Source organism: Emticicia fontis (assembly GCF_054779675.1).
In genome coordinates, this window is record NZ_BAAGXU010000009.1 from 1 (window position 1) to 14,025 (window position 14,025).

The following is a 14,025-nucleotide window of genomic DNA, read 5'->3' on the forward strand; positions in this document are numbered from 1 at the left end:
CGCTACTTTGTAGGATTTAGTAGCCGTCGGGCTTATTGTTATACTTGTGCCTGTTAAACCACCTGTCCAATATAATATCCCTTCTGTACAGCCGGTGGCCGTCAGGGTGGTAAGTGTTCCTGCGCAAATCGTAGCAGATGTTGGAGCTATGTCCGGTTTTGATGGTACGGGATTAACAGTTATTGTAAGCCCATCTCCGAATCCGGATGAAGTACTGCACCCTATATTATCGCTTACAGAGACTAAAGAATAGCTTGTAGTACTATTTGCGCTAATGGGAATATCGGCACCATTGATATAATCATTTATCGTTGTTTCATTTTTTCCATCTGTATAAACAATCGTAAATGGCCCAACAGCCCCATTAATATCAGCTACCAGGATGGTACTACTGCCCACACAATAAACAGATGGTGAACCTGATTTAATTGATAAAGTCGCTGAATTTGGTAAACAGATTTTTCCAAGAGCAATATTATCAGGTTTATGAACTAATTTTTCTTCCAACGCTAATCTTTCCGAATGACTCATTTCAATGGCTTTTTTGCCTCCGAATGTCGCATTGCCTCCATCAATATCACCGGTACTGGCAATTAATTCTATATAATTACTGGTCTGCCCCTCAAAAGTTGTGTTATTTAATGACCCGTCAGTAATAACAGCATTAGAACCATTTAATACCAGACCTTTGGCTCCTCCTGAAATAGTTGTGTTATCGGTTATTGTTAATGAGGTCTTTGAGTAATTGAAAGAATCATCAATGGTTATTCCACTTACTTCTGAATCTACTAGCTCTACCCCACTGATAATACTTTTACTGGCTTTGTTTGACATTCCAAATTGTGGGTCATTGCTTGTAGCCAGAATCCCGTATAGGTTATTCGTAAGTGTCCCACCAGAAACCTTTATCGTGCTGGCTGTCGGATTATTCCATAATAATATTCCGTATTTCATTCCGCTCACATCGTTACTTTCAACCGTGACACCTACATTAGTCTGAACGGAAGCTATTTCAACTCCGAAGTTTTCGGCTGCGGCAGCAAAGTTCCCTGAGGTTTCTTTGGCAATGGTATTATTGGCTATTCTGGCAGTTGAAGCATTACTATATTGCAGATTGTGGAAAATACCCCGGCGATAGGTATGAATTTCATTATATTCAACCACCGTTCCGGTACCCGGAGAGGCACGATAATAATTATCGTCCTGCCAGCCTACATTTACTCGTGTAGCAACATTGTGGGCAAAAGTACCATAATGGTTTTCTTCAAAGGCTGCGGCCCTGCCTCTTTCTCCGCCGAAATTATCTCCGGAAGGAATATTGTCGAATTTATTGTAGCTTACATTAGTACCGGCTAAGGCTTTTACAGGTAAAATGCCATCGGCTAATACACCGTATCTTTCCAGATTCTTAATGATATTATACTGAATAATCATAGTAGCATCAGAGCCACCTGGATTGGTATCGAATGAGTTGATACTGTTGATAATACCCGCTCCTGTATGCACTTCAACACCATTCAGTACTCGGCCACCTGATAAAGAAGGGTTATTGCCATCTATTGTAAATCCCTTAATCACTACGTCTAAATGACCTGTCCCCGCAACTCTGATGATTGTACCGGAAGTGCTATTATCAGAAGATATCTGCCTTACAGCCGGACGGATAATTGCTTCTCCGCCACGCGTTTCCGTATTAGGATTAATGCCAGCATTCGGTCCTAAAATAACCAGAGATTTTGTGACAGCTATATTCTCTTCAAAAATACCTTCATTTACTAAAATGGTATCACCTGCCAGAGTTGCTGCATCACTGATAGCTGACTGAATAGTGGTAAAATAAGTATTCCGATTTTTATTCACTACAGGAGTACACCCATTGGGCATTGGCTGAAATCCAGCCAAATCTGTTCTTAAATCAGTGCCGTTTTTCAGAAATGGGTTATATGACGGTATGGACTCTGCATGAAGACCTAAAAGGTATCTGTCAGATAAATCCGGATTTTCTCCCCCAAATTGTGAGGGTATCTGAGCAGTATAGCCCGGTTCACCAGCAGCTATCGCATTTATTGTTGGCAAAGCCACGCCATACCAGTTACAACTAAAAACTGCTCCGGTGAAATCGCCGATATTGGTCGTCGATGCTCCAGTTGCCCTTTGAAAAACAAGTTGGCTGTACCAGTTATCAGTAATGCTGTTGAATTGTACTTTTGCATTTGTCAGGCTCATTAAACCATTATCAAAATTAAACAGCACCCCATGTGTAAAATTATTTCTGATAATATTATTGGTCATTACTAATCCGCTGGCATTGTGTGTCAGTTGTATACCAGTCCGGTTATTTTCAATTACACAATTTATTATCGTTGCATTCTGCGAGTTGGCGCAATATATTCCGTTCCGGTTATCTTTTACTATCAGATTCTCCAGTTTTATATTTGATTTTGTATTGAAACTAATTCCCTGATTTATGGCACATTCGTTCCACTGTTGTAGGGTGGTTCCATAATTGCGGGTTATTGTCAGGTTCTTTAATGACACATTTTCACTGTTGATTGACACTGTATTTGCGTTTGAACTGGTATTGCTGTAAGGAGCTTTGATAATTGCATTTGTTGATTCTCCCTGTAGGGTTATTGCCTTGTTTATGGTAATCTGCTCATTGTATACACCATTACTTATTTCAATTACGTCACCAGCTACTGTTGAAGCATCATTGATAGCAGCCTGAATGGTAGAAAAGGTTTGATTTCTTGTGATATTCTTTACTTGTTGCCCCCAAGCTAATCCTGAAAACCAAGGACATAAAAGAAACAGGACGAACTTTATCGAGCCAAGCAAAAAATTATACTTGTAGTTGTTAGTAGAAGAAGATTTCATAATATATGGTTTTTTTAAAGGATTTTCCTAGATTCAGGCATGGCAAAGCCCTATCGGATGATTTCATCCGATTAAATACTGTTTTCATCTCTTAATCAATATAGCTTCGGTAATGATTGGCGATATTGTGTGGGAGAAATACCGTAAAAAGTTGAAAAGACACGGCTAAAATAGTTGGCATCCGAAAACCCAACCTGATAAGCAACACTGGAAATAGTCTGGTTTTCATGCGCCAGAAATTCTGTGGCTTTTTCCAACCTAACCTGAAGTATAAATTTAGAAGTTGAGATATTCAGGGCATTTTTTATCTTGCGGTGTACCTGAGACCGGCTCATAAAAAGTGCTTCACAGAGTTCAGAACAGCCGAATTCTTCATTTTCATAATTTTCTTCTATAATTTCTCTTGTTTTGGTGATAAAGTCTTCATATAGTGGTTTCATTTCAGGCAAGGTTTGTAAGTGTGTAGTTTTATTTTATAAGAGTATCGATAACACTGTCTTATTGATACATATAGCCAACTATTTCATTACAATTTTATTACTGTTATTTTTAGTAGTAAACTTTTTTTGAAATCACATGGAAAGTTTAACCTTTCTTTTGGTGAAAAATTCATAATCCTGCGGTTTAAGGTTAAGAAACAATATGGTATCCTCTTGTATGAAAATACAATAGCATTATTCTATTATATAAATTGGCATGTGTAATAGGGAAACCCTATCAGAGTTATAACTGGGGACTTCTATAATAAAGAAATAAGATACGTAGCAAAGGGTTTGGGCTTATTTCAATACAAATGTATAATAATGAAAAAAAGAATTTCTTCACTATTGTTGTATTTATCTACAGGGGACTCTAAAATATTAAAAAAAGAAGAAAACTGAGAAATTTACTTGCCATTAACCTAACTCAAACCAACCCCTGAACTGGTGTGCTTTTTCTTTGCTGATGATGATTTCTTCTTTGGCAGATACTAATAATTTTAATTCTATTTTTCCGGTAAAGTGTGTCCGGTAGCTTTCAATGGCAGTTTTATTGACAATAAACTGACGATTGGCACGGAAGAATTGTTCAGGGTTTAATAGCTCCTCAACCTCATCTAAAGAATTATAATCGGTTATCAGTCGTTGTGTATCTCCGTCTGAAAAAGTTTGTATCCAGATAACTTCGTCTCTGTAGAAACAAGCTACTTTGCTATCTGTAACTGCTACAATGCTTCGTTGGTGGTGGGCTGTAAAACGGGTTTTATATTTTTGCGTGGATACCCGATTCTTTAAATCAGAAAGCAGATTATCCAGTTGTTCATGATAAATATCTGATTTAGTTGTCTGGCTGTTGCGTTTAAACTTATCAAAAGCACACTTTAGTTCAGATTTATCAATTGGTTTAAGCAGGTAGTCGATACTATTCAATTTAAATGCACGAATGGCGTATTCATCATAGGCGGTAGTAAAAATAATCGGGCAGTTAATTTCTGCTTCCTGAAATATATCAAAACTCACCCCATCTGATAATTGAATATCAGACAGTACCAAATCAGGCATCGGGTGAATCTTAAACCAGGTCAGGGTTTCCTTCACGCTTCCAATCGTAGCTACAATAGCGGCTGCTGGCTCTAATTCCTGCACCAGATTTTCGAGGTTTTTAGCTACCAGCGGTTCGTCTTCTATGATGAGTATTGTCATATTAAATCAAGGGAATTTTCACTAAGAAAACATCTTCTTCTGTATTAATCACTATTTCTTTGTCGCTCAGAAAACTATACAAGGTTCTCAGATTCGCCAATCCTTGCCCATTAGAGGTTTCAACCTGCTTTTTTTTCTGGATATTGTTTTCAATCACCAAAGTATCGCCCTCGCTTTTGATATGGATAGTCAGGGGATTACTTTCATTAATAATATTATGCTTGATGGCATTTTCTATCAATATCTGTAAGGTGACAGGAGTAATCTGCAAATCTAAGGTATCTTCGGCAATGTCAAAATCCACTCTTAAAGATTCTCCGAAGCGTGTTTTGAGCAAATTTATATAATGTTTAATAAATGTCAGTTCCGTTTCCAGGCTCACCAATCCTTTCTCTTTATTTTTCAGGACATAGCGAAATACTTTAGATAATTGTTGCAAAAAATCTCTGGCTAAAGTCGGATTCTCCTGAATCAAAGAGTCGAGAGAGGTAAGGCTATTAAATAAGAAGTGAGGATTCAGTTGATTTTTCAGATTATCAAACTGTACCTGTGACTTTTCTTTTTCAAGATTAGATGCCCGCAAGGCACTCTCCCGCCATCTTTGTAATGAATAATAGGTAAAATGGCCTACATTTAATAAGATTACCAATAATGTCTGAGAAAGATAGCCAGTAATTTTAGCCAATGGTGTAAATTCCTTATTTACCAGGTAGTTGACTTTTGTAATATTAAAAAAATTGGTAGCGGCATACAGTATTCCCTGAGTAATTATATTAACAAAAATAAACATAATTATAACCTGTAAAATGAGCCTTCTGGCTATTCCGGTGTCATAAGGTAAAACTATGTCAAAATAAGCGTAGAGTCTGCGAAAAAAAAGAACAGAACTTATGAATACAGCAGCAGAAATACAGGCTAATATCAGGTTGCTTTTAGGGTCTATATCAAAAAAGTACCATCTGATAAAAGTAGAAACACTTACCATTATCAATACTATAACAACCAATATCTTATTTTTTTTGTCCATCAACTCTTCATTATCTGTCCGTCTGACATTTCAATAATTCGATCACTCCCTTTAGCAAAGTCAGGGTCGTGTGTTACCGTAATAATCGTCTGGTGGTTTTCGTGCGCAATCTGTTTGAAAATATTAAAGACCACCTCTGAATTTTTCTTATCCAGATTTCCGGTTGGTTCATCACCCATAATAATCGTTGGATCATTAATCAATGCGCGAGCGATGGCTACTCTTTGCTGCTGCCCACCCGAAAGTTTAGAAGATTGTTTCAGGGCATGGCCGTCCATATCTACCAGTTTCAGTTTCTGATAGGCTCTTTCTTCTACCTCTTTGGCAGTATACTTACCTAATTTCAATGCCGGAAGCATCACATTCTGCAATACCGTGAACTCAGGTAACAAAAAGTGAAACTGGAAAACAAAGCCCAGGTGTTCGTTCCTGAAAGCGGCCAGTTGATCCTGGGTTTTACCGGTAAGTTTCTCACCATTCATCTCCAGATTACCTTCATAATCTGTGTCCATAGTAGAGAGGATATATAGTAGTGTGGATTTCCCACAGCCTGATTTACCTACCAATGACAGGAATTCGCCTTTGTTGACTTCAAAAGATATATTTTTCAGAACCTGAAATTTTTCGGGTTCAAAGAAGTATTTGTTGATATGACTTGCTGATAAAACTTTCATTGTTAGTTTTATATAAATTTAACTAGCCTCTTAGAATCGCCACCGGATCAATCTTAGCTGCTTTCCGGGCTGGCATATATCCGGCCAGAATTGTAGTGATAACCCCAAAAGCCAGACCCATGAAATAATATTTAATATTAAAAATGACCGGAAAGGTCTTTACTGCCAGAAAATCACCTGCATCGAATGGCGTAATTGACAGCAGATAACTTAAGGAAAATCCTATCAGAAGCCCCAGGCAGGCACCTAATACACCGATAATAATAGACTGAATCAGAAAGACTGCTACAATATCTTTACCCCCAAAACCTGTGGCTTTCAGAATGGCAATGTCTTTCATTTTATTGATTACATTCATGTTCATGATATTGTAGATACCAAAACCTGCCACAATCAATAGGGTAATTGATACGATAACCACCATGGCGTTCCGTATTTTATCCCCCGTCATAAAAGCTGAATTTGCTTCTGCCCAGTCTTGTGTCTCATAGCCGTATTGATTTTTCAGCACTTTCGCATAATCAATTGCTGCCTGCGAATCTTTCATTTTGATATGAATGTCTGTCACATAGCTTTTATCTTTTTGCAGAATCTCCTGTACCATCGACATATTGGCGTAGCACCGTACCCCGTCAACTGTCTGGATACCAAAGCCATAAATACCTACTACTTTTACTAGTTTCAGGTTTCCGGTTGGGGTAGTAATCGTCAGCTTATCTCCCACTTTTACATTCAGGTTTCTAGCCAGAATAGTACCCATTAATATACCATTAGGGTTTGATAACAAGGCCTCCATGTTGCCTGATTTAATCCGACGTTTGAGGCTGTAAAGTTTGTCTTCTTTCAGAATATCCACACCAGCAATCTGCCCTGCCACCGGAATCGGACCTTTGTTGAAAAATACCTGTGAGCCAATTTGTGGAGATACTCCCAAAACCGCAGGGTCTTTTTCGATATTGGCTACTATCTGCAAGCCATTTTTGATATTGGCTAATTCATTCTTTGGCAGTTGGTGATGAATCACATTAAAAGCTTTCGGGTTCGCTTCTTCTATCAGGCTGGGATGGTTGCTCGTGATTTCTTTATAGATTCTTACATGAGGCGTAGCATCCAGTGCAGAATCTTCAAGAAATTTATTCACACCCTTGATAAAAGAAATCATGACAATAAACATGGCTATACCAAAGGTGACACCCAGCATGGCAATCAGGGTCTGCTTCTTTTTGGTAAGCAAATGCGTTTTGGCTATTTGTAAAGATATTCGTATGTTCATTTGAGTCCTATTAAATATCCGCAATGCTTAGTTTCCACGTACAATTACCGCTTTATCAGTCAATCCACCTTTTACCTCCACCAAATCAAGGTTTTCTACGCCTTTAGTGATTCTGATTTTCTTCTTATCACCATTCTCTTCAACCCAAACCGAATCGTTTCCTATCAGGTAATTCTTAGGAATGGTTAATACATTCTGGTTCTGAGAAATGATGATATTCGCCTCTAGGGTCATACCATAATAGGCATTCGGCTTTTCTTCTGTAAATTCAGCATCTACCCTGAAAGTCTGGTCGGCTTTGTTGAGTTTTGGGTAGAGCTTGCTTACGGTAGCTTTAAATACTTTGTCTTTGTATACATCTATCTTTACCAATATTTGCTGACCGATTTTTACTTTCACAAAATCGCTTTCGTCAATGGCTAATTGTGCATAAATCTCATTGGCATCGCCAATCAAGGCAATCTGTTCGCCTCTTCTTACGAGTTCGCCTTGTTTTTTATAGATTTCATAAATCTTGCCTGCCTCAAAGCTTTTGATTCTGAAATTATCTCCCTCGCGGGCATTGACACGGAAGCTGGATTGAGAATTCTGTAAATCAACATAAAGCTGGCTTCTGGTGCGCTGGTAAGCCTTCTGGCGGGCAATAACATCGTTTTTTGAAGTCTGGTAGGCTAATTCTGCACGTTCATATTCTACTTTGGTAGTAGCGCTACGGTCATAGAGCTCTTTATAGCGAATGAAATTAACAGAATCATTTGCCAATTTAGTGCGGGCATTGCGCAATTGGGTAGACAGTTCGGCTAATACCGGAGAATTCTCTCCATAGTTAGCCTCGGCCTGACGGAGAATATTACTCGATGCTTCTGAACGGGCATCTTGTGATGCACTTTCCAATTGAAAAATCAACTGGTTTTTCGTTACCAGATCACCTTCAAAAGCTGTCTGGCGTACCAGAAAACCATCGGCATTGGCCGTGAGCTTATATTCATTCTTGGGAAATATATTTCCTGAAGCATAAACTGCCTCCGTCAGAGGTTGGTATTTAGGAGAAGTAGCCTGGTCCTGGCCTTTATTACAAGAAATTAGCAATGATGTAGTAGCTAAAAAGATAATGGTCTTCTTCATATGATGATGTCAATGAGACGATTTACGTGTCTTTATAGGTTTGAGAACGAGTTTTGTTTATCGTTCCACCATACAAATAGAGAAGTAATTTAGAAAACCATCAAGAAATTATGAATGAAACGGAAGAAAATATTCCTGAGGCACGCAACAAGCCTGACGACCACTTACTAAACGGAGCCGACCGCTTGATAAATAATTATATGCCTTTTATAAAAAACATTCTTGATGAACGCTCAGAGAGTCGTATATTCGTGGCAGTTTAATTTTTTTTTTAATCCAAAGACAATTTTTCATGAAAGTTTCTTCTGTAATCCGCAAATTTACCGTATTACTTGCATTATCTGCTTTATCTTTATCAGTGATGAACTGTTCGAAAAAAGATGGAGAAGATGTTGCACCTCAGGCTCAGATAGTAGGTAGCTGGAAAATCACCAATCTTTTCGTTAAAGAAGGAAGTGCAGCTGAAGAGGATCAATTCCCATTCCTTGTAGCGCTAGTACCTTGCTTCAAAGACATCGTTATTACTTTTAATTCTAATGGCACAGTTACAGGTTCAATTCCTGCTGCTTGTCAAGATGATGTAGATGGTGTTGTTGGTGATCTTCAACAAGCTAAATATGAAGTAAAAGGTGATCAGCTTATCATGACCAGCAGTGATGGTACAAAAGAGACTATCAATGTTAGCTTTAGTGGCAAAACAATGTCATGGAATGAAACTGAAACAACAGGTGGTGTGACAACTACGAGCAGAATTGTTTTCACAAAACAATAAGAACGACTTAAAAAAGACACATTAATAAAGCCAGACTGTTGCTAGTCTGGCTTTATTATTTTTCTGATTTATTGATAATCTCCCACACCAGATCGCCTTCAAAGCCTTTACTCATGGCATAGCGGGCTAGTTTCTGTTTCAGCACTAAAGGCTGTTTTTCGGTGCGTAATTCCCGTTTTTTCTTTTCAATCAAAGTCCTGAGGGTTTCTATATAATCATCTTCATCAATCTCTGCCAATCCTTCTCTGATAGAATGCTCGGATAATTTACGGGCTTTCAGTTCATACAAAATTTTAGTTCTGCCCCAGTGTTTTACCCTGAATTTGCTTCCGGCAAAGATTTTGGCAAAGCGCCCTTCGTTCAGGTAATTTTCTTCTATCAGATATACTATTATTTCGTCGGCTTCATCTCCCTCTACGCCCAGTTTCTGCAATTTTTCACGTACCTCAGCCTGTGTACGTTCCTGATACGCACAAAAATTAGCTGCTTTCACAAGTACATCTCTCCTGATAATCATCATTTACAGGGTCTGCAATAAACTTAGTTTTTTATAGAATCCATCCTGAATTTTCAATAAATCTTCGTGCGAACCTCTCTCAATAATTTCTCCTTTATGAATCACCAGAATTTCATCAGCACTCTGAATAGTACTTAAACGATGGGCAATTACTAAAGTTGTACGATTGCGCATCAGGTTCGTTAAAGCATCCTGCACCAGTTTTTCAGATTCTGTATCCAACGCTGAAGTAGCTTCGTCTAATATTAGTATTGGCGGGTTCTGCAAAATGGCCCGGGCAATGGATAAACGCTGGCGTTGGCCACCTGAAAGTTTAGTTCCTCTGTCACCGATAACAGTCTGGTAGCCTTCTGATTGTTGCCTAATGAAATCGTGGGCATTGGCAATCTTCGCCGCCTGAATTACTTCTGCTTCTGAAACCTTTTTGCCAAAGGCGATATTATTAAAAATCGTATCATTAAACAGAACAGCTTCCTGGGTTACAATCCCCATTAAATCGCGGAGTGATTGTTGGGAGACTTTTTTCAGATTGATACTATCAATCAGGATTTCTCCGGCAGATGGGTCATAAAATCTCGGAACCAGGTCGGCAATAGTAGATTTTCCACCACCTGATGAACCTACCAAAGCAATAGTTTTCCCTTTTGGTAATTCGAAATTAATATTTTTTAAAACCTGAATGTTTTCATCATAAGAGAAATTGACATCTTTGAATGCAACTTCATTTTTAAATTCTTTGATGGCTATTGCATCAGGAGCATTCTTAATCAAGGATTCACTATCAATTAAACCCAATACCCTTTCACCCGAAGCTAAACCTCTTTGAGCCGAACCGAAGGCATTAGAAATATCTTTTGCGGGGCGCATTACCTGCGAGAAAATAGCGATGTAGGTAATAAACTCGGCAGCTTCGAGGCTTGAGTTGTTAGATAAAATCAGTGAGCCTCCATACAGTAGAATACCAACTACCACGAATACCCCCATGATTTCTGAGAAAGGAGATGCCATTTCCCGTCTGGCAGCTAAGCCGAAAATCGCCTTGCGGTAGCCCTGGTTTTCTTCTTTGAATTTTTCTGTCACAAAGTTTTCAGCTACAAAACCTTTTACTACCCTCATCCCACCAAAAACTTCATCCATCAGGCTAATGAGATTACTTAATCTTTGTTGACCGTCTCCGGCATTATGCCTCATTTTCTTAACCAGAGTAGATATAAAAATACCCGAAACAGGAATCACCAATAGCGCAAAAAGAGTTAAATTCCATGAAATAGCGAATAAAGAATAGATATAGGCCAGAAATAAAAATACCTCTTTAGTAGCTGCTGAGAACGTATTGGCAATTGAGTTTTCAACCTCCTGTACATCTGTTACAATACGTGAAATCATGTTTCCCTTACGCTCATTACTGAAAAAACCCAGATGCAGATGAATGGCTTTATCGAATACAGACTGGCGAAGATTAGCCACCATATTTGATTTGAATCTTTCTAAAAGTCTTACACTTATATACTTGAATATATTCGATAAGGTAATGGTTACAGCTACTGTGCCGCATACAAATTGCAAAGCGCCCTGTTTGCCATGTTCTTTGAGGAAGGTAGCAAAATAGAAATTGAACTGTTTGATCAGGTCAAAACCCGAACCTGGTTGCAGCATTTCGTTTAATTGCTGGGCATCAACCTGATTAAAAAGAACCCTGAGTAAGGGGATAAGTAAAGTAAAATTCAGTACGCCAAAGATACTTGCTAATATGGAAGTAATCAGAAAAGGAACAACGAAACTTCCTAAAGGTCTGGCGTAGGAAAGTAATCTAAGATAATTCTTCATTGAGGCTCATATGCACTCTTTTTTCAGAGTTTCTAAATACTACAATTTTAAAAGCTGCAAAGTTCGTAAAGATGTGAGGATAATACTATCAATAAGTACTAAAAAGCATTTATGTTAAAATACGACTATTTTTTATAAGCAAACGCAACCCAACTATTTAAACCTCCGTAATGCTTTTATTAATCAACCAAAAGCGTTTACTAATCATGAAAAAAATCCTTGCAATTGTCTCTATTCTCTCAATTATGCTTGTTGCTTCTTGTAAAAAAGATGAGGATGTAACCCCTTCTAATGAAGTGAAATTTGGCGCAACTCTAAAAGGTTCGGAAGAGGTTCCGGCTGTTACAACAGATGCTACCGGCACTTTTGAGGCCACTTACAACAAAGACACTAAGATTCTGACTTACAAGATTACTTACACTGGCATTACCCCGACTGCCTGGCATATACATAAAGCAGCGGTTGGAGTAACGGGGCCAGTTATTTTCAATTTTGGACAAACGTTTACTTCGCCTTTCACGGCTTCAACCGTTGCCTTGACAGCAGATCAGGAAGCAGACTTGATGAATGGTATGTATTATGCAAATATTCACTCTTCAAAATCTCCTTCTGGCGAAATCCGTGGGCAGTTGATGAAAAAGTAAGCTTAACTAAATGAAGTACAAAAGCCCATTATGTGTGATGGGCTTTTTTATACCCTTTGCCCCATGCCCTCTGCCCTTGTAAGTTTATATCTGCTTGGTTTTCCAGCGCCCCATTCTGAATACAAAAATACCAATGACAGCCAGAATTGACTCGCTGATGGCAATTGACCAGAATACGCCTGATGGCCCCCAGTTGAGCACTTTAGCAAAGATATAGGCCAAAGGTATTTCAAGTGCCCAGAAGCAAATCAGGTTCATAATGGTTGGTGTTCTGGTATCTCCTGCGCCATTCAATGCCTGACCAATCACCATTCCATAACCAAAGAAAATATAACCCAGGCAAATAATTTGCAAGCATACTACGCCTACCTCTACTACAGCAGGTTTATCGTTGAAAATTCCGATAAATTCCTTAGCAAAAATAGAGAAGACAATTCCGACCAATAATAGGAAAATCATATTATAAAGCGCCACTCTCCAAACCGATGCTTCAGCACGTTCGGGTTTTCCGGCACCCAGATTTTGCCCAACCAAAGTTGAGGCGGCATTAGACATACCCCATGAGGGTAGAATAGTGAAGACAATGATTCTGATAGCAATGGTATAACCCGCCACCACATCGCTTCCGAAACTTGATAAGATACGTGTCAGGAAAATCCAGCTGGCAGATTGAATGATAAACTGACCTGTGCCACCTGCACCAATATTAACCAGACTTTTCATCACTTCACGATTGGGTGTAAACTGGCTTCTCTCAATCTGCATATTGCCGTTTCCTTTAAATATGGCATATAGCTGATAGATAACACCAATGGTACGCCCTACGGTAGTGGCAATAGCTGCACCTTCTACGCCTAAGCCCATCACTGGAATCAGCATGAAATCCATACCTATATTAATAAAATTAGCTAAAATAACCGATCTCATGGCTGTAGAAGCATCACCTGCCCCACGTAATGCTCCACTTAACGTATATAGCAGAATAATAGAGGGACTACTGGCAAAAATAATTCGGGTAAAGTTAGCGCCTTTATCAATCAGGTGTTGATCTCCACCCATTAAGCGCAAAATATCTTCGGCAAAAACAAAGCCTAAAATACCGACAATTATCCCAAATACTACCGACATAATAACTACCTGGGCCATAGCGAGCCCGGCTTCTTTTTTATTGCCTTCGCCCACACGACGAGACACTACAGCCGTTGCTGCTGTGCTTAAGCCAATGGCCACTGAGTAAATGAGTGTTAATACAGACTCTGTTAAACCAACAGTGGCAACCCCCTCTACCCCTACATAACGTGCCACAAAAAAGGCATCGACAATAGCAAAGAGTGATTCGCCCACCATTTCTAATATCATAGGAACTGATAATAGAAAAATAGCCCGATTGATATTCAGTTCTGTATAGTTTTGTTCTTCGCCACGAATGGCTTGCATGAATAAGTCAAAAAATTTCCGCATGGAATTAAATAGTTTACAGCCAATATAAAAATGGCACAACACCGCCTATCAGACGATATAAATAATAGTTCTAATGAAAGGATATAAGAAATAAGACTACTAAAAACTGCCAAAGCAATTTTAGTAAAAAAGAGAAGGAAAATAAT

General features: G+C 38.7%; 13 protein-coding genes. 3 read left to right on the forward strand and 10 right to left on the reverse strand.

What is annotated here, in order from left to right; all coding sequences use genetic code 11:
- The 7 genes from ACYVFA_RS06205 to ACYVFA_RS06235 all read right to left on the reverse strand — a co-directional run.
- A partial coding sequence (locus ACYVFA_RS06205; protein ID WP_460470944.1) for a right-handed parallel beta-helix repeat-containing protein occupies nucleotides 1-2,877 on the reverse strand: 2,877 nt, incomplete at its 3' end.
- Between the two features lie 95 nt (nucleotides 2,878-2,972).
- The gene (locus ACYVFA_RS06210) at nucleotides 2,973-3,317 is read right to left on the reverse strand and encodes a helix-turn-helix domain-containing protein (protein WP_460470945.1); all 345 of its coding nucleotides are present in this window, start codon (nucleotides 3,315-3,317) and stop codon (nucleotides 2,973-2,975) included.
- Nucleotides 3,318-3,773: 456 nt separating this feature from the next.
- Complete coding sequence (locus tag ACYVFA_RS06215) at nucleotides 3,774-4,559, reverse strand: LytR/AlgR family response regulator transcription factor (protein WP_460470946.1); 786 nt, start codon at nucleotides 4,557-4,559, stop codon at nucleotides 3,774-3,776.
- Nucleotide 4,560: 1 nt separating this feature from the next.
- Nucleotides 4,561-5,586, reverse strand: coding sequence for a sensor histidine kinase (locus tag ACYVFA_RS06220; RefSeq protein ID WP_460470947.1), 1,026 nt, complete (start codon nucleotides 5,584-5,586; stop codon nucleotides 4,561-4,563).
- Nucleotides 5,586-6,260, reverse strand: coding sequence for an ABC transporter ATP-binding protein (locus ACYVFA_RS06225; protein ID WP_460470948.1), 675 nt, complete (start codon nucleotides 6,258-6,260; stop codon nucleotides 5,586-5,588). Before ACYVFA_RS06225 ends, ACYVFA_RS06220 begins: the two co-directional genes overlap by 1 nt.
- Nucleotides 6,261-6,282: 22 nt before the next feature.
- The gene (locus ACYVFA_RS06230) at nucleotides 6,283-7,533 is read right to left on the reverse strand and encodes an ABC transporter permease (protein ID WP_460470949.1); all 1,251 of its coding nucleotides are present in this window, start codon (nucleotides 7,531-7,533) and stop codon (nucleotides 6,283-6,285) included.
- Nucleotides 7,534-7,560: 27 nt separating this feature from the next.
- Entirely contained in the window at nucleotides 7,561-8,658 is a 1,098-nt protein-coding gene (locus ACYVFA_RS06235) for an efflux RND transporter periplasmic adaptor subunit (RefSeq protein WP_460470950.1), read from the reverse strand.
- Nucleotides 8,659-8,768: 110 nt separating this feature from the next.
- On the opposite strand from ACYVFA_RS06235, the gene ACYVFA_RS06240 reads away from it, so the two are divergent.
- Complete coding sequence (locus ACYVFA_RS06240) at nucleotides 8,769-8,921, forward strand: hypothetical protein (RefSeq protein ID WP_460470951.1); 153 nt, start codon at nucleotides 8,769-8,771, stop codon at nucleotides 8,919-8,921.
- Between the two features lie 29 nt (nucleotides 8,922-8,950).
- Complete coding sequence (locus ACYVFA_RS06245; RefSeq protein WP_460470952.1) at nucleotides 8,951-9,430, forward strand: lipocalin-like domain-containing protein; 480 nt, start codon at nucleotides 8,951-8,953, stop codon at nucleotides 9,428-9,430.
- Between the two features lie 55 nt (nucleotides 9,431-9,485).
- On the opposite strand, the gene ACYVFA_RS06250 is transcribed toward ACYVFA_RS06245, so the two are convergent.
- Together ACYVFA_RS06250 and ACYVFA_RS06255 are read right to left on the reverse strand one after the other, a co-directional pair.
- Complete coding sequence (locus tag ACYVFA_RS06250) at nucleotides 9,486-9,950, reverse strand: regulatory protein RecX (RefSeq protein WP_460470953.1); 465 nt, start codon at nucleotides 9,948-9,950, stop codon at nucleotides 9,486-9,488.
- On the reverse strand, nucleotides 9,951-11,774 hold the full coding sequence (locus ACYVFA_RS06255) for an ABC transporter ATP-binding protein (protein ID WP_460470954.1): 1,824 nt from the start codon (nucleotides 11,772-11,774) through the stop codon (nucleotides 9,951-9,953).
- Nucleotides 11,775-11,980: 206 nt separating this feature from the next.
- Between ACYVFA_RS06255 and ACYVFA_RS06260 the strand changes: the two genes are divergently transcribed.
- The gene (locus ACYVFA_RS06260) at nucleotides 11,981-12,418 is read left to right on the forward strand and encodes a CHRD domain-containing protein (protein ID WP_460470955.1); all 438 of its coding nucleotides are present in this window, start codon (nucleotides 11,981-11,983) and stop codon (nucleotides 12,416-12,418) included.
- Between the two features lie 84 nt (nucleotides 12,419-12,502).
- Here the strand turns inward: ACYVFA_RS06260 and ACYVFA_RS06265 are convergent, their stop codons facing one another.
- Nucleotides 12,503-13,879, reverse strand: a complete 1,377-nt coding sequence (locus ACYVFA_RS06265) for an MATE family efflux transporter (RefSeq protein ID WP_460470956.1) — start codon at nucleotides 13,877-13,879, stop codon at nucleotides 12,503-12,505.
- Nucleotides 13,880-14,025: the final 146 nt, after the last annotated feature.

What these genes read in the sequence shown, in the direction of transcription:
- ACYVFA_RS06210 (WP_460470945.1), bottom strand. Translation starts at nt 3,317, where the DNA reads ATGAAACCACTATATGAAGACTTTATCACCAAAACAAGAGAAATTATA.
- ACYVFA_RS06215 (WP_460470946.1), bottom strand. Translation starts at nt 4,559, where the DNA reads ATGACAATACTCATCATAGAAGACGAACCGCTGGTAGCTAAAAACCTC.
- ACYVFA_RS06220 (WP_460470947.1), bottom strand. Translation starts at nt 5,586, where the DNA reads ATGGACAAAAAAAATAAGATATTGGTTGTTATAGTATTGATAATGGTA.
- ACYVFA_RS06225 (WP_460470948.1), bottom strand. Translation starts at nt 6,260, where the DNA reads ATGAAAGTTTTATCAGCAAGTCATATCAACAAATACTTCTTTGAACCC.
- ACYVFA_RS06230 (WP_460470949.1), bottom strand. Translation starts at nt 7,533, where the DNA reads ATGAACATACGAATATCTTTACAAATAGCCAAAACGCATTTGCTTACC.
- ACYVFA_RS06235 (WP_460470950.1), bottom strand. Translation starts at nt 8,658, where the DNA reads ATGAAGAAGACCATTATCTTTTTAGCTACTACATCATTGCTAATTTCT.
- ACYVFA_RS06240 (WP_460470951.1), top strand. Translation starts at nt 8,769, where the DNA reads ATGAATGAAACGGAAGAAAATATTCCTGAGGCACGCAACAAGCCTGAC.
- ACYVFA_RS06245 (WP_460470952.1), top strand. Translation starts at nt 8,951, where the DNA reads ATGAAAGTTTCTTCTGTAATCCGCAAATTTACCGTATTACTTGCATTA.
- ACYVFA_RS06250 (WP_460470953.1), bottom strand. Translation starts at nt 9,950, where the DNA reads ATGATGATTATCAGGAGAGATGTACTTGTGAAAGCAGCTAATTTTTGT.
- ACYVFA_RS06255 (WP_460470954.1), bottom strand. Translation starts at nt 11,774, where the DNA reads ATGAAGAATTATCTTAGATTACTTTCCTACGCCAGACCTTTAGGAAGT.
- ACYVFA_RS06260 (WP_460470955.1), top strand. Translation starts at nt 11,981, where the DNA reads ATGAAAAAAATCCTTGCAATTGTCTCTATTCTCTCAATTATGCTTGTT.
- ACYVFA_RS06265 (WP_460470956.1), bottom strand. Translation starts at nt 13,879, where the DNA reads ATGCGGAAATTTTTTGACTTATTCATGCAAGCCATTCGTGGCGAAGAA.